The 26,519-nt window shown below is 37.1% G+C and carries 22 protein-coding genes; 8 read left to right on the top strand and 14 right to left on the bottom strand.

All coding sequences use genetic code 11. The features are described 5' to 3' along the window. Nucleotides 1-28: 28 nt before the first annotated feature. Together H4J46_RS01520 and H4J46_RS01515 are read right to left on the bottom strand one after the other, a co-directional pair. A complete protein-coding gene (locus tag H4J46_RS01520) occupies nt 29-856 on the bottom strand; it encodes an SDR family oxidoreductase (protein ID WP_182231825.1) in 828 nt (275 codons plus the stop codon). A 63-nt stretch (nt 857-919) separates the two neighbouring features. Further along, nucleotides 920-1,387, bottom strand: a complete 468-nt coding sequence (locus tag H4J46_RS01515) for an RDD family protein (protein ID WP_259365641.1) — start codon at nt 1,385-1,387, stop codon at nt 920-922. 612 nt (nt 1,388-1,999) lie between these two features. On the opposite strand from H4J46_RS01515, the gene H4J46_RS01510 reads away from it, so the two are divergent. Next, the gene (locus H4J46_RS01510) at nt 2,000-3,013 is read left to right on the top strand and encodes a hypothetical protein (RefSeq protein ID WP_182231824.1); all 1,014 of its coding nucleotides are present in this window, start codon (nt 2,000-2,002) and stop codon (nt 3,011-3,013) included. Nucleotides 3,014-3,110: 97 nt separating this feature from the next. Then, nucleotides 3,111-3,773, top strand: a complete 663-nt coding sequence (locus H4J46_RS01505) for a peptidylprolyl isomerase (RefSeq protein ID WP_182231823.1) — start codon at nt 3,111-3,113, stop codon at nt 3,771-3,773. Between the two features lie 197 nt (nt 3,774-3,970). On the opposite strand, the gene H4J46_RS01500 is transcribed toward H4J46_RS01505, so the two are convergent. Both H4J46_RS01500 and H4J46_RS01495 read right to left on the bottom strand, forming a co-directional pair. Next, nucleotides 3,971-4,228, bottom strand: a complete 258-nt coding sequence (locus H4J46_RS01500; RefSeq protein ID WP_182136263.1) for a DUF2999 family protein — start codon at nt 4,226-4,228, stop codon at nt 3,971-3,973. A 195-nt stretch (nt 4,229-4,423) separates the two neighbouring features. After that, a complete protein-coding gene (locus H4J46_RS01495; RefSeq protein ID WP_182231822.1) occupies nt 4,424-5,623 on the bottom strand; it encodes a DEAD/DEAH box helicase in 1,200 nt (399 codons plus the stop codon). A gap of 290 nt (nt 5,624-5,913) precedes the next feature. On the opposite strand from H4J46_RS01495, the gene H4J46_RS01490 reads away from it, so the two are divergent. Beyond that, nucleotides 5,914-6,246, top strand: coding sequence for a GIY-YIG nuclease family protein (locus H4J46_RS01490; protein ID WP_182231821.1), 333 nt, complete (start codon nt 5,914-5,916; stop codon nt 6,244-6,246). Nucleotides 6,247-6,415: 169 nt separating this feature from the next. Here the strand turns inward: H4J46_RS01490 and H4J46_RS01485 are convergent, their stop codons facing one another. Together H4J46_RS01485 and H4J46_RS01480 are read right to left on the bottom strand one after the other, a co-directional pair. Continuing rightward, nucleotides 6,416-6,568, bottom strand: coding sequence for a hypothetical protein (locus tag H4J46_RS01485; protein WP_182231820.1), 153 nt, complete (start codon nt 6,566-6,568; stop codon nt 6,416-6,418). Nucleotides 6,569-6,781: 213 nt separating this feature from the next. Continuing rightward, nucleotides 6,782-7,681 carry a hydrogen peroxide-inducible genes activator gene (locus H4J46_RS01480; RefSeq protein ID WP_182231819.1) on the bottom strand — a complete coding sequence of 300 codons (900 nt, stop codon included), beginning with the start codon at nt 7,679-7,681 and terminating at the stop codon, nt 6,782-6,784. 297 nt (nt 7,682-7,978) lie between these two features. Between H4J46_RS01480 and katG the strand changes: the two genes are divergently transcribed. Continuing rightward, a complete protein-coding gene (gene katG, locus H4J46_RS01475) occupies nt 7,979-10,201 on the top strand; it encodes a catalase/peroxidase HPI (RefSeq protein WP_182231818.1) in 2,223 nt (740 codons plus the stop codon). 98 nt (nt 10,202-10,299) lie between these two features. Here katG and H4J46_RS01470 read toward each other — a convergent pair whose 3' ends face one another. After that, a complete protein-coding gene (locus tag H4J46_RS01470) occupies nt 10,300-11,121 on the bottom strand; it encodes a zinc-dependent peptidase (protein ID WP_182231817.1) in 822 nt (273 codons plus the stop codon). A gap of 633 nt (nt 11,122-11,754) precedes the next feature. Here H4J46_RS01470 and H4J46_RS01465 point away from each other — a divergent pair. Then, nucleotides 11,755-11,988 carry a diguanylate cyclase gene (locus tag H4J46_RS01465; RefSeq protein ID WP_182231816.1) on the top strand — a complete coding sequence of 78 codons (234 nt, stop codon included), beginning with the start codon at nt 11,755-11,757 and terminating at the stop codon, nt 11,986-11,988. A gap of 505 nt (nt 11,989-12,493) precedes the next feature. Here the strand turns inward: H4J46_RS01465 and H4J46_RS01460 are convergent. Then, nucleotides 12,494-14,680 carry an OsmC domain/YcaO domain-containing protein gene (locus H4J46_RS01460; RefSeq protein WP_182231815.1) on the bottom strand — a complete coding sequence of 729 codons (2,187 nt, stop codon included), beginning with the start codon at nt 14,678-14,680 and terminating at the stop codon, nt 12,494-12,496. A gap of 434 nt (nt 14,681-15,114) precedes the next feature. Between H4J46_RS01460 and H4J46_RS01455 the strand changes: the two genes are divergently transcribed. Both H4J46_RS01455 and H4J46_RS01450 read left to right on the top strand, forming a co-directional pair. After that, on the top strand, nt 15,115-15,747 hold the full coding sequence (locus tag H4J46_RS01455; RefSeq protein ID WP_182231814.1) for a TetR family transcriptional regulator C-terminal domain-containing protein: 633 nt from the start codon (nt 15,115-15,117) through the stop codon (nt 15,745-15,747). A 44-nt stretch (nt 15,748-15,791) separates the two neighbouring features. Next, entirely contained in the window at nt 15,792-16,778 is a 987-nt protein-coding gene (locus H4J46_RS01450) for an MDR family oxidoreductase (protein WP_182231813.1), read from the top strand. A 205-nt stretch (nt 16,779-16,983) separates the two neighbouring features. Here H4J46_RS01450 and H4J46_RS01445 read toward each other — a convergent pair whose 3' ends face one another. The 3 genes from H4J46_RS01445 to H4J46_RS01435 all read right to left on the bottom strand — a co-directional run bounded on the left by H4J46_RS01445 (nt 16,984) and on the right by H4J46_RS01435 (nt 20,176). After that, nucleotides 16,984-17,427, bottom strand: coding sequence for a hypothetical protein (locus H4J46_RS01445; protein ID WP_182231812.1), 444 nt, complete (start codon nt 17,425-17,427; stop codon nt 16,984-16,986). A gap of 75 nt (nt 17,428-17,502) precedes the next feature. Beyond that, complete coding sequence (locus H4J46_RS01440) at nt 17,503-18,180, bottom strand: 2OG-Fe(II) oxygenase (protein WP_220462901.1); 678 nt, start codon at nt 18,178-18,180, stop codon at nt 17,503-17,505. A 391-nt stretch (nt 18,181-18,571) separates the two neighbouring features. Beyond that, nucleotides 18,572-20,176 carry an ABC-F family ATPase gene (locus H4J46_RS01435; protein WP_182231811.1) on the bottom strand — a complete coding sequence of 535 codons (1,605 nt, stop codon included), beginning with the start codon at nt 20,174-20,176 and terminating at the stop codon, nt 18,572-18,574. 771 nt (nt 20,177-20,947) lie between these two features. On the opposite strand from H4J46_RS01435, the gene H4J46_RS01430 reads away from it, so the two are divergent. Beyond that, a complete protein-coding gene (locus H4J46_RS01430) occupies nt 20,948-21,907 on the top strand; it encodes a DnaJ C-terminal domain-containing protein (protein ID WP_182231810.1) in 960 nt (319 codons plus the stop codon). Between the two features lie 767 nt (nt 21,908-22,674). On the opposite strand, the gene H4J46_RS01425 is transcribed toward H4J46_RS01430, so the two are convergent. The 3 genes from H4J46_RS01425 to H4J46_RS01415 all read right to left on the bottom strand — a co-directional run bounded on the left by H4J46_RS01425 (nt 22,675) and on the right by H4J46_RS01415 (nt 26,458). Beyond that, complete coding sequence (locus H4J46_RS01425; protein ID WP_182231809.1) at nt 22,675-23,919, bottom strand: EAL domain-containing protein; 1,245 nt, start codon at nt 23,917-23,919, stop codon at nt 22,675-22,677. A gap of 465 nt (nt 23,920-24,384) precedes the next feature. Beyond that, complete coding sequence (locus tag H4J46_RS01420; RefSeq protein ID WP_259365639.1) at nt 24,385-24,798, bottom strand: BLUF domain-containing protein; 414 nt, start codon at nt 24,796-24,798, stop codon at nt 24,385-24,387. Between the two features lie 37 nt (nt 24,799-24,835). Then, nucleotides 24,836-26,458: a bifunctional diguanylate cyclase/phosphodiesterase gene (locus H4J46_RS01415; RefSeq protein ID WP_182231807.1), complete on the bottom strand. Its 1,623-nt coding sequence runs from the start codon at nt 26,456-26,458 to the stop codon at nt 24,836-24,838. Nucleotides 26,459-26,519 lie beyond the last annotated feature (61 nt).

The raw sequence follows: 26,519 nt of genomic DNA, 5'->3' as shown, positions 1-26,519 counted from the left end.
AAACATAAATCTAACGGAAGCTAACCACTCACCCTTTTGCGAGTAAATAATCTAACCAACGTGCTGGTAATAAGCGCTTCAACAAGGCAAAAATTTTCGTTGGCATTGTGATTCTATAACGTAATTTAGGTCGTTTACTTTCTAAGGCATGAATCAAAGCCTGAGTGACATCTAATGGCTCTAAAGTGAAAGGCGCATTTGATTTTTCACTGCTCAAGCGCGCAATTTGCTGTTGATATTGCACTTTGTGAGCGCTGGCCTCGATATCAATATGGGCTTGAATAGCCGCCAACGCATTGGCTCTAAACTGTGTATTAATAGGTCCTGGCTCTAGTAAAATAACCGCAATATTAGCACTTTTCAACTCTAACCTTAAGGTGTCTGTTAAGCCTTCAATAGCATACTTTGACGCATTGTAAGCCCCCCGATAAGCCATAGAAACAAAACCTAATACTGAGCTACATTGAATAATTCGACCATGGCCTTGGCGCTTCATCACTGGAATTATTTGCTTGGTAAGTTCATGCCAGCCAAAAACATTGGTTTCAAACTGCTCTCTTAATGCTTCGGTAGGCAGGTCTTCCAATGCACCTGGCTGACCGTAGGCACCATTATTAAATAAATAGTCCAAGCGTCCACCTGTTATTTCAAGCACTTGGGCAACGGTTTGGTTAATACTTTCACATTTGGTGAGATCTAACTGATAAGCGCTTAGGCCTTTTGCTTGCAGTTCGGTAACGTCTTGCGCTTTTCTCGCCGTAGCAAATACCTGATAACCGCGCGCTGAAAGTGTTAGCGCGGCGTGTAAGCCAATACCGCTTGAGCAACCTGTAATTAAAATAGATTTAGTTGACATAAAAGAACTTAATATATGAAGTATAGATAGCAGCAGCTTACTTGATTACGCTAGCCTTTAAAATTACTGATGACGAAGAATCACAATCGTACCCGCGATTTTGTCATGCCACCCCTGTTTTTTGTCATCCCAAGCAATCCAAAAAAATCCTAAACCTAGTGGAATCAAGGAAACGTAATAAGCAAGATATCGGATGACAGACTGTTTAACTGTCGGTTTATTACCTGTTTTTTCATCAACAATTTTTGCTCGTAGTAAAATTTTACCTGGCGTAGCTGACTTATAAATCCAGAATAAAATAGTCGCAATAATTGGAAATGCATAAGTAATAATAACATCCGAAAAACCTTGAACCGACTCAGCTGAATCAAAGTACTGACCACCATAAATTAAAAATAAAAAAGGGTAAGTGAACATGATGAGTATGATTGAGTCAATAACACTTGCGCCAAACCTTAGCCAAAAACCGACATACTGAACCGTTTGGTTACTGTCTTTTTTTTCGCTGTCGGTCATTTCACTCTCGATCAATTTATTCTCCATAATATTTAAAGTCTCATATCTGTGCAGTTAGCACCCTTTGCATTTGTTGGTTCATCGCACTCATTTGCGCAGGAATACCATTAAGCGCAGCGTTAATGCTCAAAAGCGCCATATATTGGGTAACCTCAGCGTCACTGTTGGCTTTAGCCGAACTAAACGGGCTAAAAATTGTGCTCAGTAAAAATAAAGTAGTATAAAGTGAATTTTTTTATCATCAAGCCTTTAGCTAAATAGTATAAATTAATAGTATGACTTAATGTTAGTCACCAGTTTTTAGCGCTAAAAGTCATAATACAGCGTAATGTAAGTTTACAAAAATTATTTATTTTTATCACGATGATGTTCTCACAGGCTATAGTGTAACTTATTTTTATTACTGGAAATTAATTCTATAAATGCCAAGCTACAGGCGATAAATATAACACCATGATCTAAGTAAATAAGTAGGCTTATTTAAATTTGCGTAACTAGATCATAATTAGCATTAACTAAAGTCAGCTGCTGGACAATAACCAGAAATATCAGCTCAAAATGCGCTAGTAAATTAAGCTAGTAATGAGATGCCATTAAATAGCCAGAGCTCAGAGGATAATTAATAACATGGGGAGTCAAATCAAATCTAAACCTTGCCACTTTTTTTTAAACATTGCTTTTGCAGCCATAGCTTTTAGTGGCTGTTTTATTAATAATGCTAGCGCTATGGTTTTAACGCAGCCACTACCTATAAAGCCAAACACTCATAGTAGGGTAACATTACCTAAGATCAAGTTTGCCAAAGATATTCCAGAGCATAAAAAAACGCTACTTACCGATTGGGTTATTCATGCCAACCAGGCTTTGAGGCTAGTTTATGGTGCATTACCGTTTGAGAATTTTCTAACTGTTATTAAAGCCAGCAACCAAGGCACTAGTGCCGTACCTTGGGGAGAAGTAAATCGCTCGTCACCGCCAACGGTTACTTTAGTGGTCAACCTCAATACTAGTCTCGACACTTTAAAAGCTGATTGGACCATTTATCACGAATTTAGCCATTTACTGATCCCTTATGACGCCACTGATGCTAGATGGTTTTCTGAAGGATTAGCCAGTTATTATCAAAATATTACCCAAGCTAGAATTGGCATGTTTGACGAACAAACTATGTGGCAAAAACTTTATGAGGGCTTTGAACGCGGTAATAAACAGCAAAACTATGCGCATCAAAGATTAGCTTATGTCAGTGATCACATCAGTCAAAACCAAAACTATATGCGCATTTACTGGAGTGGCGCACTTTATTGGCTCAAAGCTGATATTGCCTTAAGAGCGTTATCAAAAAACGCAGCTAAACCTTATTCATTAGATTTAGCTTTAAAAGAACTCCAAGCTTGCTGCTTTAATCAATATCTAAGCGCGGCAGAAATAACACAAAAATTAGATAAATTGAGCCAAAGTAAAATTTTTAGCGCGTTACTAACTCAGTTTTCAGCCAGTTACGCTATTCCCAATTATTTAACACTATTAAGTTCATTAGGCGTAGAAGTCAGTGATGGTGATATCAAATTAAATAACCGTGCTAAATTAAGTTTGCAACGGGAAGCTATTTTTACTGACGTGGGGTTATTGCCTAAATAAGCGATTAAAATCATAAAATTACAATTGCTCAGCCGTGAAGAATTAACTAATCTATCGCCTAATATTACAAATTGCCTGATATAAAGGAAGCAGTTACATGCTAAAAATTCATTTTTCATTACTAAAAAGAAGCTTAATCTCGTTATTATTAATAGCATTGTCTGGTTGTTTTAACTCAGATCCCGCCGTAAAATCGGTTAAGGCTTATCTTGAAAAGCAAAAAATAGATAAAACTCAAAGTGATTGGAAAACCACACTAGAAAAACCTGAAATAGTAACATTTGACCCAGAAGCACAATATTTTTGGGAGTTAGACACTACTGAAGGAAAGTTGGTAATTAAGTTATTCCCAGAAACCACACCAATGCATGCAACAAGCACCATTTACTTAACTAAACTTGGCTTTTATGATGATTTGGTTTTTCATCGTGTGATCAATAACTTTATGACACAAGGTGGCGACCCCTTAGGTAATGGTAGCGGTAACCCAGGTTATAAATATGCTGGGGAATTTAGCGGCACATTAAGTCACGATAAGCCGGGATTACTGAGCATGGCCAACTCTGGACCAAACACTGACGGCAGTCAGTTTTTTATTACCTTTGCCGCCACACCTTGGTTAGATGGTAAACATACCATTTTCGGTGAGGTGGTTGAGGGCTTAGAGACAACACTGCCTGCCATTGAAAATTTAGGTAGTCGCTCTGGTCAAACAAAACAAGCAGTGAAAATTATTAAAGCAACAATTTGGGTCGAGTAAATTACTTATACAAACCAGGTCTAACTAATAGCCAACATTTATAGCGAAAACTAGCAAAAAGCTTACTGGTCATTTATCGCTATAATTTGCCGGTATAACTTGACGCTATAGTTTAACGCTATAGTTTACAAAAGGCTGAAGTCACTATCAGCCTATTGTTAGCAAGATTAATCATATGACTAATCTTGCTGGTATAACTAGTTTTCTTTAGTTAAAGTCGCTTTGGCTGCTTCAACTTTCGAAAAATCTAACCCTAGCTCATTTACCGCTTCTTCAATCAGTCCAGGATTTTGCATTAGCATCATCATCAAGGCTTGTAACTTTTCTTGTGGAATACCCAATTGTTGTACTGTCGCCATGGCCATTATGGGGTTTTCTGTTAGCGCTTGAAATACCGCTTTAATTTGCTCGTCGCTTACATCATGTTCTTTTAAAATTGCAATAATTGGGTTCATTAAGTTTCCTACTTTCTGACTTGTTTATGATTACTTATTTATGGTTGTTTTTCACTAAGTTCAACTGCGAACAGTGTCGTTATTATATCATCGCTACATTTAATGTAAAAAGTCATTATTGGCCATTGAAATTAGTGCTTTTTTTTGATTTAACACTTAATTTAAATCTAACTTAATTCTTAACTTAACTCTGATTTAACTACGCTTATGCTTTGGGACATAATTCAAAATAGACTCGGGCACTACTTTTTTAACTGGGAATTCATCAAACTCTCTGCGTTCAATAACATGTCCTAAGTCACTTTCAATAGCGCAAAGGTTTCTAAAGTTATCTTTAGCAACAAAAGATACCGCTTCGCCATTTTTACCCGCACGACCTGTACGGCCAATACGGTGAGTATAATCGTCTACTTTATCAGGTAAATCGTAATTAACCACACGAGTCAGTTCGCCAATATCAATACCGCGCGCTGCAATAGCGGTGGCGACTAAAAACTCTATTTCACCGGCTTTAAAGTCATTAAGAATTTGCTCTCGTATTGCTTGAGTTCGACCACTGTGAATAGACTCAGCTTTAATACCACGCTTTTCTAATTGGCTAACCAGTTTTGCTGCGCCGTGCTTGGTTTCAATAAAAATTAGTGCTTGCTGCCATTGCTGCTGTTTAATTAAATAGCTTAATAATGCTGACTTATTGGTTTTATCTACCGTGACCAGCCATTGGGATATTTTAGGTTTTGAGGCACTATTTTTAGCGATTGAAATTTCACTGGCATGGTAAAGTGTTCTTTTTGCTAGTGCTCTAACATCGTCAGAAATAGTGGCTGAGAATAATAAATTTTGACGTTTTTCTGGCAAACGCTCAATAATTTTATTAATGTCATCAATAAAACCCATATCCAACATTCTATCGGCTTCATCAAGCACAAAAGCTTCAAGTTGATCAAAGTACACCGCCCGCTGATGCGCCATATCAAGTAATCGGCCTGGGGTAGCCACCAAAATATCAATGCCCCAAATCAAACGTTGTTTCTGCGGCTCTATTTCTGTACCACCATACATCGCCATAGAGCTTATATTTAAATATTTACCATATTGAGCAATATTAGCTTCAACCTGCACGGCTAGTTCACGCGTTGGCGTTACGATTAACACCCGAATGCGTTTGCCACGAAGATTACGCGCTTCATCTTTATCAGCAGCACTGAGTTTTTCTAGTAAAGGTAAAACAAAACTAGCGGTTTTTCCAGTACCTGTTTGCGCTGCGGCAATAACATCTTTACCCGATAAAATAATCGGTATGGCCTGCTTTTGAATATCAGTGGGTTGACGATAATTTAAATCAGCTATCGCATTGACTATCGGGTTTGACAACCCAAGTTGGGAAAATGGCATTAAAAATCTCTTTAGCTTTATAGCTAGCATGAAGGCTAACAACAAGCCCACTCAAAATTGGCCGCGATTATAACATTCACTTTCATTTAATGTCATTTTTTAAGCGCTAAGCTATATAGCTATTTTACTTAAAACACAATTTCAGCACCAAATTTGCACAAGCAAATGGGGATGAATATTGTTTGTCAGAAAATTATGGCTATAATTACTTATTTATTGGCAGATACTGTGACTTGTAATAGGTTTTATTAAAACAGTTATATGGATTGTTAACTTAGGTTATTGATGTAATGGAAATTACCGAACAACACACGAGCAGCGATGCAATTTCTTACGGCAATGTTTACGTGATGACACATTCTTTTTTTAGTGATGTCGTCAGAATTGGCTGTACTCCTACAGATCCCATTGAGTATGCCATAACATTATCGGCAAAAACGTTCGGCGACTATACGGTGGTGTTTTCACTAAAATGTCAAAACCCATGTAAAGTCAAAAAGCAAATTCGACAATATTTAAATGCAAAGACCTACGTTAACGACTTTTATCAAATACCTGCTGACGTTGCAGCGGGTATTTTAAAACGTGAGGCCTTAAGAATCCCAGTATGTAGTGCTGATTGAACCCTCAACATGCCCCAATAATTAACGCTAATTTCATCCTCTCTAAGAGCGTTTAAAAACGCTTATCCCCTAAGCTAACGGTATTAACATTAACTGAGCTTAATTGACCATTGAATCCACAGAATTAATGCGCTAAAAAATAACCGTTATAAATATAGACCTGCCTTTTTTATTGCTCAACTTTCATCGCTTGGCATTGCTGATCACCATAATAATTATTCGTGTAGTTACATTCAATTTGTTGCCGCTTATTTAACTCAACATTATGCTGATGAACTGAGTTCAGTAAGGCTTGAATATTTTTAATTATTTTTTTCATCATTTATTTCCTTTTCATTAGTTAGTTATCGGCTTTACTCCAAGATGCAGATATAAGCTTGCAGTAAAACGCTATGTATTCATTATTACTGGCTTATACGAGCCAGTAAATTTGATAAAATCAATAAAGTAATTCTAAAAAACAGATAAACAGCAAAGCTAACTGGCTTGGTTAACACTAATTGGCTTAGTTAAAACGGCAAATATTAAAGCCCTATTAACACTTTTCAGTTAGCTCTTGATTAAATATATCCCTTAACATGGTTAGCTCGTTAGTTCTGACATAGTTAGGACGAATAATGAGTGCAATAGTGCGATGTGGGCCAGGTTCATTTAAATGTATGGCTCTAATTTCTGACTCGTTGTAAATCAACTGATCTAGCGCCATTTGTGGCACTAAAGTTGTGCCCAACTTACCTGCTACCATTTGAATTAAGGTATGCAAACTCGCTGAATCAAAATCAGACTTTTGTTTGTCACTTTTCATACTGCAAGCCGCTAATGCGTGATCTTTTAAACAGTGACCATCTTTTAATAGCATAAGTTTGTCAATTTCTAATTCTGCACTGGTAATTTCTTTTAGCTGACTCGGGCATTCATCTTTATGGCTGACCCAATAAAAGTCTTCTTGCCAAAAATCAAAATTCATTAAACCATCTATAGGAAATGGCAGCGCTAGCACAGCAGCGTCAATATCACCTCGCCTGACCATATCGACCAATACTTGTGATTGCTCTTCAATTATTTTCAATTTAAAGTCCGGATATTGTCGTCTAACCTCGGGTAGTACTTTAGGCAGAAGGTAAGGCCCAATAGTCGGAATAACACCTAGGGTCATCGGATGCATAAATGGCTGGTTATTCGATTGAGAAATTTGTAAGAGTTCATCAACTTCGAGCTTAACCGTTCTCGCTTTATTTAAAATGAGTTGGCCATAACTGGTAATTAACACTTGCTTATTGTTTCGCTCAAAAATGGTGGTACCTAATTGCTTTTCAAGTTCAATAATGGCGGTACTTAATGCTGATTGTGAAACATTACAAGCGTCTGCTGCCTTTTTGAAATGTAAGGTTTTTTCAACGGCAAGCGCATAATGTAATTGTTTTAATGAGATCATAGTTTTCCATGCTAGTTGCCTGTAAGAGCGCTAAATTAAAATTAATAGTTATTATTGAACATAAAACCTAGTTTAATCAGTTTTTATCACCTTGTTAAACTTAATTTTTATCCCTACAAATATTTACAACAAAAAAGACATACAAGCCACTGATTTAAAGTAGTAAAATTTCAAATCCAAAAAACAGAACACTATCTTCTAATCAATCAATTATCAAAATCAATTGTTCAGTTCTACACTCAGGCTATATTTATTTACACAAACAAATCAACAGTCAGAGAGTATTGAGGAGCTAAAATGCTTAAAAAAACATTATCATTAGCCGCTGCTATTTCAGTGGCACTTACAACAATAACCTTATCAACTTCAGCACTAAGTGCTGATGCCGCTAAAACCAACCAATTTTGGTGGCCAAAGCAGCTAAATTTAAGTCCACTACGCCAACACGGTGCTGAGTCGAATCCTTATGGCGAGAAATTTAATTATGCTAAAGAATTTGCAACTGTAGATATAAATAAGTTAAAACAAGATATTGAAACAACATTAACTGACTCAAAAACTTGGTGGCCTGCAGATTGGGGCCATTATGGTCCATTGATGATCAGAATGGCATGGCACAGCGCCGGCGTTTATCGTGTAGGTGATGGTCGAGGCGGCTCTTCAGGTGGACAACAACGTTTTGACCCTTTAAATAGTTGGCCTGATAATGCCAACCTAGATAAAGCTCGACGCTTATTATGGCCAGTAAAGCAAAAATATGGCCGTAAAGTTTCATGGGCTGACTTAATGGTGCTTTCTGGCAATGTGGCATTAGAATCAATGGGCTTTAAAACCTTTGGTTTTGCCGGTGGCAGAAGTGACGATTGGGAGCCTGATTTAGTTTATTGGGGCCCAGAAACCATCATGCTTGATGACAAGCGACGTGACAGTAAAGGTAAATTAAAAGGTCCACTTGCCGCAGTAGAAATGGGCTTAATTTATGTTAATCCTGTTGGGCCACATGGCAACCCAGACCCGCTATTAGCAGCTAACGATATTAGAATGTCGTTTGGTCGTATGGCGATGAATGATGAAGAAATAGTAGCGCTAAGTGCTGGTGGTCATACGCTAGGTAAAGCTCACGGCGCCAAAAAACCTGATAAGTGTGTTGGTGCAGAACCTGCAGCCGCTGCTATAGAAGAGCAAGGTTTAGGCTGGAAAAATAAATGTGGTACCGGTGCTGGTGCTGATGCAACTACCAGTGGTTTAGAAGGTGCTTGGACAGTTACACCAACAAAATGGTCTTCTAACTATTTAGATAACTTAATGAATTTTACCTGGGTAAAAACTACCAGCCCAGCTGGTGCCATTCAGTGGACTCCTAGCGATCCAGCTGCGGCTAATTTAGTGCCTGATGCACACATTGCCAATAAACGTAATGCCCCCATTATGTTCACGACTGATTTAGCATTGAAAAAAGATCCAGAGTTTCTTAAAATTGTCGAACGCTTTAGAGCTAATCCAAAGGAATTCGATAAAGCATTCGCCAGAGCTTGGTTTAAACTAACCCATCGTGATATGGGGCCACGTGCTAGATATGTCGGCTCAGAAATACCGAGTGAAATATTATCATGGCAAGACCCGATCCCTGCGGTTGAGCATCCTTTAGTTTCAGCAGCTGAGATCAGCGAATTAAAACAACAACTACTTGATTCTGGCCTAACCACATCAACATTAGTAAGAACAGCATGGGCGTCAGCGGCCAGTCATCGTGTTACTGATATGCGTGGCGGTGCTAACGGAGCACGAATTCAACTTGAGCCACAGAAAAATTGGCCTGTAAACAACCCTGCTGAATTAAGTAAAGTGTTAGCTAAACTTAAGTCAATTCAAAGTGACTTTAATCAACGTTCAACAAGCAGCAAAGTCTCGTTGGCTGACTTAATTGTTTTAGGTGGTGCAGCGGCGATTGAACAAGCAGCAAAAGCAGCAGGACATACTATTGTCGTGCCTTTTGATGCCGGTCGTACTGATACTACTCAAGCCCAAACTGATGTGAAGTCATTTAATAATTTAAAACCCAATGCTGACGGATTCCGTAATTATTACGATGAAGAAAGTTACATGTCGCCAACCGCAATGCTGGTCGACAAAGCAAATTTACTGAGCTTAAATGTACCCGAAATGACCGTATTAGTCGGTGGTATGCGCGTACTTAATGCCAATTTTGATGGCTCAGATTTAGGTGTACTAACCAAAACACCTGGGTTATTAACGAATGACTTCTTTGTCAATTTACTTGATATGTCAACCACATGGCGCAAAGACAACGATCAAGCTGGGGTATATCAAGGTTATGATCGCATGTCAGATGAACTAAAATGGCAAGCAACGCCTGTTGATTTAATTTTTGGCTCTAGCTCTGAATTACGCGCTATTGCGGAAGTTTATGCTTCTGACGATGCTGAGAATAAGTTTGTTACTGACTTTGTCAATGCTTGGGTTAAGGTCATGCAACTTGATCGCTTCGACCTAAGGTAGGTCTACAATAAGCTTAATATAAGACTAATATAAACTAGTCTTATATTAAGCGAGTATTACCAAAGGGTGATACTCGCTTTTTGCTTTAAAGTTCAGTATTACCAGTACAGCGGATCAACTTTATAATACTGAGTGAGTTGTTGATAAAGCTTAGGATGCTGTTGGCTAAATTGTTTAGACTGCTCAAAAAAAACTTCGCTGGCAACAGCGAAAAATTCTGCAGGATTTGTTGAACCATAATAATCAAACAGTGATGGTGCACCTGTATTTGCTTGTTTTTTTAAAACTTCAAACTGTGATGAAAAAATTTCTGACCAACTCTGATAACTTTGTCCTGCCGCTAATATAGGGGCACCATTGGCTCTACCATTTTCTTGATCAAGTTGGTGAGCAAACTCATGAATCACAACATTATGTCCATCATCAGGAGTTTTTGCGCCTACTAAGGTATCTTGCCACGACAATACCACTTTACCAAAATCCCAAGACTCACCAGCCAAGACCCTTTTTTGGGTAAACTCTACACCGTCACCATTTCGCGTTTGCTGCTTTTTCACAAAAGCGCTTGGGTAGACTAATATCGACTGTAACTTTGGATAATAATTAGTTTTTCGATTGAGTAATAACAAGCATGCTTGCGCTGCTATAGTAATTTTTATTTCATCAGTAATCACTACCCCGTTACAACCGACAAATTCTTTTTCTGCCAAAAACACCTGAATATGTTGTTTTAATTGCAACTGCAAATCTGCTGGCATTTGTCTAAAGTATGGCATTCTTTGCTGAATTATTTTTCGCCATTCTTTCTTAAAGGGTTTAGCTTTTATCAATCGACGTTTATATGCCAACCAATAAGGCTTTCCAGCCAAATAAGCCATAAGTAATAAAGCAATGAACACAGGTAAAAAGTAAGAAAACATAATAAATCATACGCAATGAGCTTTATTATTAAGTGCGGACGAGTTGGGGAAATATCAAATTATTTTTCTAATAATAAAAATAAATAAATTAATTTAAACAAAATTTGAACTTACATCTAAACAACCACTCTTACCATATGAGAGACTTACTTCCCTAAGTGTTTTATGTTTTTATAATGCGTTTACTTTATTAGGTAAACGCTTTTTTTTGTCAGAAATTTAGTAAAAACTTAACCACTATAACCGCTACTAAATGACTATAGTCTCTTACTACACATGATTTTCTAACTGTTCCATCACAGATTAGATTGGCTTTGAGCTCTAAAGTACGATAATTTTTAATAACACACGGTCAGCTTAATTATGCGAATTAACGCCACCAAACAATCACTTTGCTAGGAAAGTTGATATTACATAATAACAATGTATGCAAAAAAAATTTACTTTTTACCTTACCGCGACAACTTGAGTTAAGCAAAAGAGACGATATCCACCTTTAATAACATCAAAAATAAAGTATTAGACAGTATAGATTCCTTTATTGATACCAAAGACTTATCTGAAAAATATACCTATGCAAACCAAGCTATTTTAGACTTATTTGAAAAAATTTGACTGATGTTATTGGCTATAATGATGGTCATTTCTAGACAATTAAAAATAAATGATGACTTAGTGGTGAACAAAGGCATTAGAGTAGAAAGTGAAGAAAAAGAATATCACCGTGCAAGGTGTTACTCATTACCTCTAACACTTTTCACCATTGGTATTGACCACTTTAAAAGTATAAATGATAAATTTGCTCATCCTGCTGGCGATCAAGTATTAATCGAGGTCACCAAAAAGCTTAAAGCTAGCCTAAGATAAGCCGAAATTTTAGCCCGTATTGGTGATGAAGTGTTCTCTATTCTTTTACCTGAAACATCAACACAAGCCGCTATGGTTCTTGCAGAGCCTATAAAGAAAGAGCAAAATAAGTTAACCATAGTTGGTGACTAGCAGGGTGAGGTAAAGCTTTCGGTCAGTATTGGTGTTTCAAGCTTTCTTCTTGATGACAAGTTATTTTGCACTATATTTTATCGCGCTGACAAAGCCTTATATCAAGCAAAAAACTATCGTCAAGATAAGGTGATGTACTTATAAAAACTGCCCATGTTTTATTAATTAAACTTTAACATTTTAAAGCTATAACGTCTTTTATCGCACTGATTACAGTTATTATGCACAGATACACTCTTCCTTTGCGGCTGTAGCATCAACTAAACATCAATAACAAAAAAGCCAATACCTATCGTTAGGTATTGGCTTTTAAATTTTATAAAATCAAATAAAACAATTCGCTAAAAAACTAGCTGATATTGGCTAGGGTTATTTAACTTGCAGCTTGTTCTTTTCGTGCTTGATGAAGTTTTTTATAGCTGTCAATTAATCTCAAATGCTTGTCTAATCCGTCTAAGTTCATTCCGGTTTTAGTCAGTCCAAAAAACTTCACTTCGCCCATCGCTGAATCGATGACATTATTCATGGTATGTTCACCAAACATTCTATTGAGGTTGCCAATAAAACTTTCAAGTTCCATGTCTTCATCTAAGGTAATTTCAAGTACAGCCTGCATCGCTTGATAAAACAAGCCACGTTCAACCGTATTGTCATTAAACTGTAAAAACGCTTCAACCAACTCCTGCGCGTCTTCCAATGCGCCTAAAGCCAAATAAATCAGTATTTTAAGTTCTAAAATTGTTAACTGACCCCAAACAGTATTTTCATCAAATTCAATACCGATTAAGGTTCTAATATCAATATAATTATCTAGCTGGCTATCTTCTAAACGTGTGACTAAAATTTCTAGCGCGTCGTCATCTAGCCGATGAATATTAAGAATATCTTCGCGGTAACTTAGTGCTTTATTAGTATTATCCCAAACCAAGTCTTCTACTGGATAAATTTCTGAATAATCCGGGACTAAAATACGACATGCCGTAGCGCCAAGTTGGTCAAATACCGCAACATAAGCTTCTTTACCTAAGTCTTGTAAAATAGAAAACAAACGAGTATTTTCTTCCTCACTGGTGCCAGAGAAATCCCATTCACAAAATTCATAATCATGTTTATCACTAAAGAAACGCCACGAAATTACGCCGGTTGAATCAATAAAGTGTTCGACAAAGTTTTCTGGCTCAGATACCGCAAGACTATTAAAGGTTGGCCTTGGCACATCATTTAAACCTTCAAAACTACGACCTTGCAATAATTCAGTTAAGCTGCGTTCTAACGCTACTTCAAAACTTGGATGCGCACCAAAAGAAGCAAATACACCACCGGTTTTTGGGTTCATTAACGTCACACAGATAACAGGAAATTGACCACCTAACGAGGCGTCTTTAATCACCACCGGAAAGCCTTGATCTTCAAGTGCTTCAATGCCAGCAAGAATACTTGGATACTGTTCAAGCACGCTTTTAGGCACATCAGGTAAAACAATTTCTTGTTCTATTATTTGTCTTTTTACTGCCCGTTCAAAAATTTCAGACAAACACTGTACTTGCGCTTCTGCCAAGTTATTACCAGCGCTCATGCCATTACTTAAGAATAGGTTCTCAATCAAATTTGATGGAAAATATACCGTTTCACCGTCTGATTGACGTAGATAAGGAATCGCACAAATACCACGTTCAAGGTTGCCTGAATTGGTATCAATAAGATTTGAGCCACGTAGCTCGTCGTCAGGATTGTAAATATCAAGACAGTAATCATCTAAAATACCGCTAGGTAAATCATCACTTTCATTTAATTTAAACCACTTTTCATTGGGATAATGTACAAAGTCACTATTAGCAATATCTTGACCCAAATATTGATCGTTATAAAAGAAGTTACAATTAAGGCGCTCAATAAACTCACCTAAGGCTGAACAAAGTGCACTTTCTTTCGTTGCGCCTTTACCATTGGTAAAACACATCGGCGATGCCGCATCACGAATATGTAATGACCAAACATTGGGCACAATATTGCGCCATGAGGCAATTTCTATCTTCATGCCAAGACCTGCCAATATCGCGGTCATGTTGGTTATAGTTTCTTCAAGGGGTAAGTCTTTGCCTAAAATAAAGGTACTGGCTTGTTCAGCCGAATGCCCCATTAACATGGCCTGCGCGTCGTCCTCAAGACTGTCAACGAGTTCCACAACAAATTCTGGCCCCGTTTGTACTACTTTTTTAACCGTACAACGATCAATTGAACGAATAATGCCCAAGCGATGTTTTTCAGAGATACTTTCAGGGAGTTCGACCTGAATTTTGAATATTTGCTTATAGCGATCTTCAGGGTCAACAATATTATTTTGTGACAGACGAATATTTTCGGTTGGAATATCGCGAGAGTTACAATACACCCTAACAAAATAAGCCGCACACATAGCCGAAGAAGCTAAGAAGTAATCAAATGGTCCTGGCGCAGCGCCATCACCTTTATAACGAATAGGTTGATCCGCGACGACGCTAAAGTCATCAAACTTAGCTTCTACTTTTAGGTTATCGAGAAAGTTAACTTTAATTTCCATTGAATGGGGTCCCACAATTGATTGCTGTCATAGCCAAGATTTCAGCTTGAAATGTTGCCAAAGAGTATATTGTTCTTAATGTCGTGAATTATCGTTTTTTTTGCCCAGATAGTCTTGGGTTAATTGCATAAAGTGACAAATTAGCTATTTTAACCGCTGAATAACGCCACTAAAACAGTGAGCAAGTCGAGCTAGCATTACTGCCAAGTTAATAAGTTGCCCATCATGACACAGCCCTGATCATAAGTAAGGTATTTAACCGCTGTCACTTTGCAAATTCACTGCTGTTGATTTCGCCAAAAAAGCTAATTTAAAAGCTTCGAATGAACACTTCAGTGTCAACATAAAAAATATCGTAAAGTGTTATCACTATGAAAACCTCACTTTCTAAATTAACCTTGCATTTAATTAGACGATCGGTCTAATATAGTTATATGAATAAAAACAATACAACACCTCAACGTGGTAGGCCCGCTAAATCAGGTCGAGATAGCAGCCAAACCAAACAAGCGCTAGTGCAAAGTGGCGTTCAATATTTTACTGAATTTGGCTTTGCCTCTTCTGGCATAGATCAAATTTTAAAGAAAGTGTCTGTACCAAAAGGTTCTTTTTATCATTACTTTGCAAGTAAGGAAGCTTTTGGAATAGCGGTTATTGAAGAATACAGTCATTATTTTGCTAAAAAATTAGATTTACACCTGCTTAATGAAACAAATAAACCGCTAATGCGTATTGTGAATTTTGCTAACGACGCTAAAGAAGGCATGGCAAGATATAATTTTAAACGCGGTTGCTTAATTGGCAATCTCGAACAAGAAGTTGGCCTGTTACCAGAAAGTCACCGGCTACAACTATTAGATACTTTTGCAGTTTGGCAACAAAAAATGACCTGTTGTCTACAATTAGCACAACAAGAGAATACCATTCCAGCGTCACTTGATTGCACAGCCTTAGCGAGTTTTTTTTGGATGGGATGGGAAGGCTCTATCGCTAAAAGTAAATTAACAAAAAACTTAACGCCCATCGATACTTTTATCGATGTATTTTTGCAGTTAATTGCAAAGTAATTTTTTAACTATTTAAAGACCAGTGGTCTATTTTGGAGCAGGCAATGTTTAACAGTTTAGTGATCAATAAAGATGATAGCCAAGGCTACCACGCCGACATTAAAGCACTTAGTGAAGCAGACCTAACTGATGGCGATGTGCTCATTAAGGTGCTTTACAGCACAATTAATTACAAAGATGCCTTAGCCATTTCAGGCAAAGCCCCAGTAATAAGACGTTTCCCTATGATACCCGGTATAGATTTAGTGGGTGTTGTTGAGCAATGTGATAATGATAAATTTAACGTGGGCGATCATGTGCTACTTAATGGCTACGGTGTCGGTGAAAAGTACTTGGGCGGTTTATCGCAAAAAGCCCGTATTAATAGTGAATTTCTCATTCCATTACCTAAAGGAATAACGCCATTTAATGCCATGGCAATAGGTACCGCAGGTTACACCGCAATGCTATGTGTCATAGCGTTAGAAAAACAAGGTATTACACCAAAAAGTGGCAATATTTTAGTGACTGGCGCAACTGGTGGCGTTGGCAGTTTTGCCATTCGCATTTTAGCAGAACTTGGCTACACAATAACCGCATCAACAGGTAGTGAGAAACAGGTTGCGTATTTAAAAGAGTTAGGTGCGAATGAAATTATTGACCGTACAGAGTTATCTGCCCCAGGTAAGCCACTAATGAAAGAGCGTTGGGCTGCAGCTATTGATTCTGTTGGCAGTACAACACTGGCCAATGTTTGTGCCAGCATCAACTACGGTGGTTGTGTCGCCGCCTGTGGTTTAGCACAAGGCATGGATTTTCCATCAACGGTAGCACCTTTTATCTTAAGAGGTGTCTCTTTACTCGGTATCGACAGTGTTATGCGCCCAGAGCAAGATAGATTAGACGCCTGGCATCGACTTGAGCAAACGCAGTTGGCTGATAAAATATCACAAATATCAACCACAGTTGGCTTACATGACGCTATTGCTGTGGCCAACAAGTTACTTGATGGTGAAGTTACCGGTCGAGTGGTTGTTGATGTAAACGCGTAAATGACTCAACGCTAGAGATTAATAATAATCTCTAGCGAACTTCACCCAAAAATTTTTGATGATCACCAAGCAGTATTAATTATTAGCCTAGTCTTAGGTCACTTTACTTAGACCGACTTGAGCTTAGTTCAATTTAGGCTTAGTTCAATTTAGGCTTAGTTCAACTTGAGCTTAACGTCCTTTAACTTAGCTAAACGACACTAGACTACATATTAATGGCTCTAATAAGAAAGTAGCTTGGCCAAATTTCTCGCACTTGCCGCTCCCAGTTTGGATCCACTTTGCCATTAGGTAATTCTAGCAGCCAAAATTTTGCCCACCTTTGAACATTTTTACCTGACTTACTGAGTTTTAATGGCGAAAATCGGCGCTTATATTGCTTGCCTTGATATTCAAAAACAGCATTGCTTCTGGCTCTTTTATGCAAAATGTCTAACTCAGCAGTAATAAGTTCTACCTCTGATACCGGCAAAAGTTGCTGATTTTTCAAGCAAACCAATATCTCAGCTTTTTTTATGCTCACCTGCATATACACATCGATATGTGGGGTGTACACCATTCCAGTTAAACCATAAATAGAGGCTAATTCTCTATCGGCTAATGCCTTCAAAGGCAGTAACTCTTGGTTAATATCACTTAGTTCACTCATTACATGTAGCTTTTTCTTCAATTTTGGCAATTACAATTCCTCATAACCTTATATTACATGACTTTATTTTTTACATTAGCTTGGCGGATCAATGTTATTAGCGATACTGGTATTTAATCGAAACCATCTTGCAATAGCATAACGACCGCGTAAAGCTGGTAACACTTCATGAAGAAACTCTCCACTTAAAAATAAAACAATAGTACCAACATGGGGTATTACCGTTATTTTATTGCCGGCAATCATACCAGAGTCAAAGTCTTGCTCAGGGTAAATGATCAATTCACCACCATCTTCAAGTGACCAATCTTGATTAAGATACACCACCACAGATAGCACACGATTATCTTCACCTTTAAAAGCATCTTTGTGTAGCTTGTAAAAGTCGCCTTTACCGTAATGGGGAAAATGACTTTCAAAAGAAAACAAGCCTAAAAAAAAATGCTTGTTTAAATAATTTTGCAGTGACCCTGCCCATTTAATCCAAGCACCGCTAGCTTGGGTATTACCCGTTATCCAACAAACTTCATTCGTGCGAATAGCATCATTAATAACATGATCTTTAGCTCGGCCAATACCCACACGTTTAAAATTTTCATCCGCTAATTCGTTGATCTGTTGCAATAGCGAAGTGGTCAAATTTTTAGGTAAAGCATCAAGACTGATACTGTAACCTTTATCAACAAGCTTATTCGCGATTGATTCAAATAGTGACAAGTCATCATCGAGCAGAATCGATTGAACTAAGCTCAACGATATTCTGCTATAGGAGGGCAAGCTAACATTATGCTGTATCAAATAAAATATGCCTGATAATAACACTATGCGTTAGCATTAGCGTCGGCTTTCAGAGTCACAAGACAATTAAAAAAATCGGATAGGCATTAACATGAAGCTGCTAGATAACTTGTTGAGGTAGTTTTTAAGAACTTGTTAAGATGCTTTTAAAAAAGTAACTGGCACTTTCTAAGCTAATGTAAATTAGACTAGTTGCAATAATAACGCTGACCGTAGGCTAACAAAAATTTATTCATTAAATTGACCGGTTTTTAAACTAAGAAGCAAGGTACATTCGCTGCACCTTGCTCTAATCAACTAGCTGTTAATAAAAGTATTTTTACTTACATTCGCTAATTCTTTATCACTAAGCGATTTTTTTCACTTGAACTTGGCTATCAAGGTATTCATCTAATGAGCCCTGAAAATCAACTAATTTTTTATCTTTAATATCAATAATACGGGTCGCTAAGCTTGAAACAAATTCACGGTCATGGCTGACGAAAATTAATGTACCTTCGAAATCTTTCAAAGCATTATTTAACGCATCAATCGCTTCGATGTCCATATGGTTAGTTGGCTCATCCATGATCAATACATTGATATCAGCCATCATTAACATGCCGAATAACAAGCGGTTCTTTTCACCACCTGAACAGTTACGGGCTTTTTTATTAGCATCGTCGTCAGTAAATAGCATACGACCTAACATGCCACGAACACTTAAGTCGTTGTGACAAGGTCTACGCCATTGTGACATCCATTCCATTAGCGTTAAGTCATTATCGAAAAATGAACCACTGTCTTGTGGGCAATAACCCACAGATGCATTTTCAGACCACTTAACCACACCTTCAACGTGCTCTAACTCGTTCATTAGACAGCGTAACAAGGTAGTTTTACCTGCGCCATTTTCACCAATAATAGCTAACTTAGCGCCGGCTTCTAGTAATAAGTCACCTTTTTCAAATAATAGCTCGCCATCAAAACCGTGACTTAAGTTTTCAAGCTCTAAAGCTTGACGGTGCATTTTTTTACCTGGAGCAAAAGCAATTTTAGGTGTAATACGACTTGATGACTTAACATCATCCAGTTTAATTTTGTCCATTTTCTTAGCTCGAGAACTGGCTTGTTTCGCTTTTGAAGCATTAGCACCAAAACGGTTAACAAAGTCTTGTAGTTCAGCAATTTCAGCCACTTTTTTATCATTACCCGCTAATAACTGTTCACGTAATAAACCAGATTGTGCCAAATAAAACTCGTAGTTACCTGGATAAACACGTAGTTCGCCATAGTCAATATCAGCCATATGTGTACAGACAGAGTTAAGAAAATGTCTATCATGCGAAATAATAATCATGGTGCATTTACGCTTGTTCAACTCACCTTCTAACCAACTGATAGTATGAATATCCAAGTTGTTGGTCGGCTCATCAAGTAATAAAATGTCTGGGTTAGCAAATAAGGCTTGTGCAAGTAGCACACGTAATTTCCAACCTGGCGCAACTTGCTGCATTGAACCGTAATGAAAAGACTCATCAATACCAGCTTCTAATAAGATTTCACCGGCGCGACTTTCTGCCGTGTAGCCATCCATTTCTGCAAATTGGCTTTCTAAGTCACCAACACGCATACCATCGTCTTCGCTCATCTCAGTTTGTGCGTAAATAGCATCTCTTTCTTGCTTAACTTTCCATAACGGCATATCACCCATGATCACAGTATCAATAACATTATGTTTTTCAAAAGCAAACTGATCTTGGCCCAAAGTACTAACTTTATTACCTGTACTTACCGATACATTACCTGAGCTTGGCACCAAGTCGCCACTAAGTATCTTCATAAATGTAGACTTGCCACAGCCATTTGCGCCGATCAAACCGTAGCGGTGACCGTTGCCAAATTTAGCCGAAATGTTTTCAAATAACGGCTCTGCGCCAAATTGCATTGTAATGTTCGATGTAGTGATCAAAAGATATTCCTATTTTCCGTTAACTAGACTCATTAACTAGTAAGTGCTAACAGATGGTTTTAAAGTGATAGTTAATACTGTAATTTTGGATAACCAAGCTAAATGTATCAATAGACAAATGCTTAGCCACCATAATAAAGCCGCGCATTATACAGTATTAATGCTCAGACCCCCATCGAAATCTCACTTTTAAGTGATTATTTTATAAACAACGCGTGATCGTTTAGTTTTATAGCGATTGGCTTAGTGTGATCTTAGTAGGGTAAGAGTTAACAACATAAAGCATCTGCCATATAAGTAGCTTACAACCTGCCTTTGACTGATATAAATTTACGCTGATAAATAGCAACAAAGTACTTAAGCCATAATTTGTTGTTTTCACTTTAACAAGTATCCAAGAGTATTAGCTTTCTTACTCAGCTAGGCTATTACTTTATTCATTGATTTTTTAGTTGTTTGAAATATATGAATAACTTATAACCTAATATGATTTTTAGCAAAAAGTTATGTCTAATACTCATGACTAAAAGTTCTCGCTTAAAGCAGCACGAAACAACACAGCGTAAAGCTTATATTTGCTAGCAGTGTCATATTACTGACATTCGTACATTTCATTTGTTATTATAATGAATCTATCAGATTGGCTTAGCTAAAATTAATTGTGGGTTATTTTAACCTTGGATTGATACTCAGCGACTTTATCTACTAAAATTATTTATCAAAGCTAACTTAAAAAATTATCTGCAAATACCATATATGCAGGAGGTCAGTGTGAATTATAAAGATTATTATAAAATTATGGGCGTTGATAAAACCGCGTCCCAAGACGAAATTAAAACATCATATCGCAAATTAGCCCGCAAGTTTCACCCTGATGTCAGTAAAGAAAAAAATGCTGAGACTCGTTTTAAAGACATCAATGAAGCTTATGAAGTATTACGCGATAAAGAAAAACGCGCCGCATATGATCAACTGGGCAGTAATTGGAAGGCTGGCCAATCAGGATTTACACCACCGCCTAGTTGGCAAGACCAATATCATCAAGGCCAGGGTAATACTGGCGAACAAGGTGATTTTAGCGACTTTTTTGAATCCTTATTTGGTGGCGGTTTTGGTGCGGGTCAACAGGCCTCGCGAGGTCGTCAATCAATGCAAGGGCAAGATAGCAATGCAAAGATATTGATTGATTTGCAAGATGCTTACACCGGCGCAACCCGTAATTTTACATTACAAGATCAAGTTGTTAATCAACATGGAAGGATGCAAAATAAAGATCGGACCTTAAAAGTTAGCATTCCAAAAGGCATCAAACCAGGTCAAAAAATTCGTTTGCAAAAGCAAGGTCAGGCAGGTACTGGTGGTGCAAAAAATGGTGATTTGTATCTTGAAATTGGCTTTAACCCAAACCCTTTATATGTGGTTGAAGGCGCTGATATAACCACTGAACTTAGTATTAGCCCATGGCAGGCAGCTTTAGGTGAAAAAGTGAAAGTGCCAACACCTAGCGGCCCTATTGATTTAACCTTACCAAAACTGATCAGTAGCGGCAGCAAAATGCGTTTAAAAGGCCGTGGCTTACCCAGTAAAATTGCTGGAGACTTTTTTGTAAAGTTAAAGATTATTTTTCCAAAAATCTTGTCAGCAGAAGAAGAAACGCTTTATCAATCTTTAAAAGCGCTAGCAACTAATAACAATGAGAATGATAATGTTAAACAAAAAGTGGATGCTTAATCAGCCTACTGACCAAGTTGATTAATTATCGCCTCACTTTTAAGGACTAAAATGAAAAAAAAAGCTTACAAAATTTATAAATAGAATAACTACTGACTAAATTTCATGTCTTATATTGATTCATTTTCCCTCATGAAAAAGTACAACACTTAATGAGTCAAATTGGTCAACTAAACTCAATTATCCTATTGACTTAAAAAATGGACTGTTCATATGTTACCTGCATGGATGCAGGTTCAGCTAGACTAATAACACTCTCATTAAACTTATGATTTTGTGGTGTACAGCGAAAATAAATCAGAGTAAATATTGATTTTCCAGACTAGATGTAAGTAGCGATATTAATATTAGCGAGTCGCTCGATGGCTGCCGGCGTTAGCGAGTCGCTCGACGGCTGCCGGCGTCACCGTCCCTAGCTATCTGGTTAATTTTTTCTGCATTATACTAATGAATTACATCTATTTAAGAATACAACTTCAAGGTATTAGTAAACCCGTCCCCGTATACGTAGATGTAATCCGTAGAACTACGTAGCAGCATATTATTAAGCAATAATTGGTTATTTTTAACCCGTGGTAATGATCATAAAGTTAGTGAGATTGATTTCTGACTGACTTAACAGCACATAAAACAGCACATAAAAATGGTCCACTTTTGCGTACCATTTTTCATCTATCTCAGTAACAACATACATCAGGTTGACAAAATTTTATTGCTATCTATTAAAAAAATTCTAACTCGAGTATGTGGTTACTATGTTTGAAATGCTAAAAAACTTTGACATAAGATACAGCATCCTTAATCGGCATTGGCCGGCCAAGTAAATATCCTTGTACGCTATCGACACCTAATTCTCTGAGTGAATTCAACTCTTCCACCGTTTCTACACCCTCGGCAATAATACTGCAATTTATCGATTTAGAGAATGCGCATAGTGCGGTTGCTAGCAAATATTTTCTATGGTTGGAGTTAATGTTTTGGGTCAGTGTAATGTCTAGTTTAATAATGTCAGCTTCAAGCTCCAGAACATGCTGGAAACTAGAGTAGCCAGAACCCGCATCATCGATAGCAATGCGTAGTCCCTGCTTACGAAGCGGTTCCAATGCCTTACGAAAATCAGGGTAGTTTTTAATCGGTGCATGTTCGGTAATCTCTAGAATAATGCGTTCCAAATTTATCCCCTGTAAGGCACGGGCTACCGCTCCATTTAACACATATGCCGGTGAGGCATTTATAGCAATATATGTATCTAGATTAAATTCATTAATGCCTTTAATTGCACTTTTAATCGCCAAGATTTCAAGCTCTTCACCTAAATTAACTTGGGATGCGTCTGCAAACCAAATATCAGGTGATTCATAAGGGATCGTGTTAAATCTAGAAAGCGATTCGTAACCTATAATTTTGTTACTCTGAAGATTAAAAATAGGCTGGTAGTGAATATTAATTTTGTTTTGCTTTAGCACCGAAGTAATCTTTGCTTTCATTTCGTTATGACTGAACTCTGTTTCAACATTTTTCTCAATTAATTCACTGGCAATATCGGCAATAGCGTTTAAAAAAGACAGATCCCGTTGATTCAGTGTGTCATCTGGTGACTTTTTATAACAACAAAAGGTACCGTAAATTTCACCTGTAGATAATTTTATTGGCACACCTATGTATGAGCCAATCGACAACTTGTCAGTAATTGGCAACTTACTAGTTATATCATTTTTTTTTGTGTTGTGAATAATATTTGGCAGTACATTATCGACTATTTTTGCACAATAGGTTTCTTCTATTGGGTCTGAATCACTAACATTTATCGGCAACATCTCATTTTTAGTATCAACAATGTCGAATACGCGGTCTTTGTTGATAAACTTTGAAATAAAGGCAACTTCCATATCGAGATGTTTGCGAACAATTGACAGTAGTTTATTCAACTTATTCTTAACGCTGTCACAATCATCTATTTCTTTTGTCGATACAAGGCATTGAAACAGCCCGTCGACAGGCTCACTTTTCATCGTATTTACTCTCCGTATTGAACGATTTGACCTCACTATAATAATGAGATTAGTGCAAATTATTCTTAGTAACGTTTAATCCTTTAACTGAATAAATTGTAACTGAATAAATTGTAACTGAATAAATTGTAACTGAATAAACTAAGATATATCAGACTAACATAGACATAGCAACATGAAAAACTAAGACCTGTACCAAAAAAACACCCGAAAACCATAAATAATATATTATTTTCAGATAGTTAATTAACATCGCTATATTTAAGACGTAATTGAAGGAGTATATTTAAAAACAGTGACTCTGAAAAAACAGAAGTGAGTATTAATATTAATTTGTATGAAAATGTGTATGAGAATTTGTGCACATGTGATTAAGCTTGTAATAACCCCTTAGGTAAGGGGGTATATTTATATGTTAATACTTAGCAGTAAACAATTAACAATCAGTACCTAACAATCAATAATTCATGATATGTTTTTTTCTTGTGATATATGACTAACAATTAATTCAAAAAGTTTATCTAACGACAATAATTCATCGGTTATTTCGCTGTCTTCAAGCAGGTAAGTAAATTGCGCTTTTTCAACGGTATCAGGGCCTTCATATGCCATAGACCACTTAGTAAATGTTCGGCTTGCTATGGGTTCACAACACAAAGCCACACAGTCTATATGCCGAGTATCCCCCTGAATTTTCTCAAAAAGTTCTTCTATTGCCGCCAAAGACCCCTCTAACACTTGCGTAAAATAGCTACCATTAAATAATAATGCGCCTGTTATATTGTTTTTTGCATTATATTCATTAGCAATATTGAGAATGGCTTTAACTTCGTCATCAAATATTTCTGTCGGTATATTATTGCTGCTCACGTATACCAATCTGCTTAATTCAATTGAGTTTTTGATTAGTGTTTTCCTATTTTAATAGCTTAATATGGGAAGTAAAAAAATTTCGTAATTGTTTTACATTCAATAATGGGCTGGGGGAAAAACCTTCAATATTAGGACAGACATCATCTTTTAGCTTCGACAATTCATCTGCAGTTTTTACATCCTGTGCCACAACAGGAATACCTAGCATTTCACCAATATTCGCTATTGTTCTGATCATTTCTAAGCTATCTGAACTTTTATCACTTGCGTATATAAATTCTCTGTGCACCCACATACGAGAAATGGGCAACCTTTTTAAAAAGCGCAGTGACTCATATCCAGTGATAGAATCACTTATTGAGATTAATATTCCTAATAATGACAATGCGTTAGCTACTTCACGGCCACGAACGTCTAAAAACTCTTGTTCAGGAATGATCAATTCAACATGGGTTGGTTTTATTTTATATTTTAATAGTAGTTCGTTAAAACAAGCTACAAAGTTGGTGGCTAATAGTTCTCCACCAAGCAAATTAAAAGATAAAATAGCTGTGTTGAGCAAAGTTTTTGTTTCTTTAAAAGCTTGCTCAAAAACCCAGAAAGTAATTTTATTTATCTCCCCAATATCCTTAGCCACAGGATAAAAATCTCTCGTATCTACCTTGCCTAATTCATCACTATGCCATTCTACTATCGCATCAATACTGACAACTTTATTACTGGTTACATTAATTTTTGGTTGATATACAACGCGAAATTCTTTTTTAACCAAACCTCGTCGCAGGCCATTTTCTATCACACGGCGATACTGTGCACTCACTTCAAGATCAGTTGTAAATAATGATACTTTCGATCCTCCATTACTTTTTGACGCATAGAGGGCTAGATCTGCATGACGATAAAGCTCTTTATAATTTGAATAACTATCATCAACCATTGCAATGCCGATACTCGCGCCAATATTTATTTGATGCATTTGCAAAATGAAAGTTTTACTCACTGATGTAATAATTCTTTCAGCTAAGGATACCAAGGTGTCTTTTGTCATTTTATTACTAAAAATTAGAGCGAATTCATCACCCCCTATCCTGATCAATCTATCATCAGAACCTAATAATTTACGAAAACGTTTCGCAACCAACTTAAGTAATTTATCTCCAACAGGATGACCTAGCGTGTCATTAACCTGCTTGAATCTGTCTAGGTCAACTAGCATGATTGAGCAATCTAATTGAACATTTAATGTGATTGCTGTGTTTAAAAAGTCTTCAAAAACAGAACGATTAAGTAACCCCGTTAGCGCATCGGTTTCCAGCTCAATCAATTTTTTAGCATTATCATGATGTGCAGACAACACCATAATACGATGCTCAGCCGTGAGCTCTCCTAAATGAATGCTTAAACCTAATCCATTCAATCGAGTAGGTTCACAGAATATAGTTTGAGAATGTTGAGCGGTTATTGCGGTTTTAAATTCTTGACAATTTATATCAACAAAAAACAAGTCTGCAATGTCTATATCACCGGCATTATTGTCTTCTTCTGCATTGATTTTAGTCAATGTGCTAAAATGTTCGCTTACCCAAGTAATAGTGCCTTTGGCATTTAAAAAAGCGATGGCTAATTGGCTTTTTTTTACCGCATTTTCTAGTATTGTACTATCCATAATCTATTGTACTATCCATGACCTATTGTACTATCCATGGCCTATTGTACTATCCATGACC

Source organism: Colwellia sp. MB02u-6, from assembly GCF_014077095.1.
GTDB lineage: Bacteria > Pseudomonadota > Gammaproteobacteria > Enterobacterales > Alteromonadaceae > Cognaticolwellia.
This window is presented reverse-complemented; position numbering and strand designations above follow the sequence as displayed.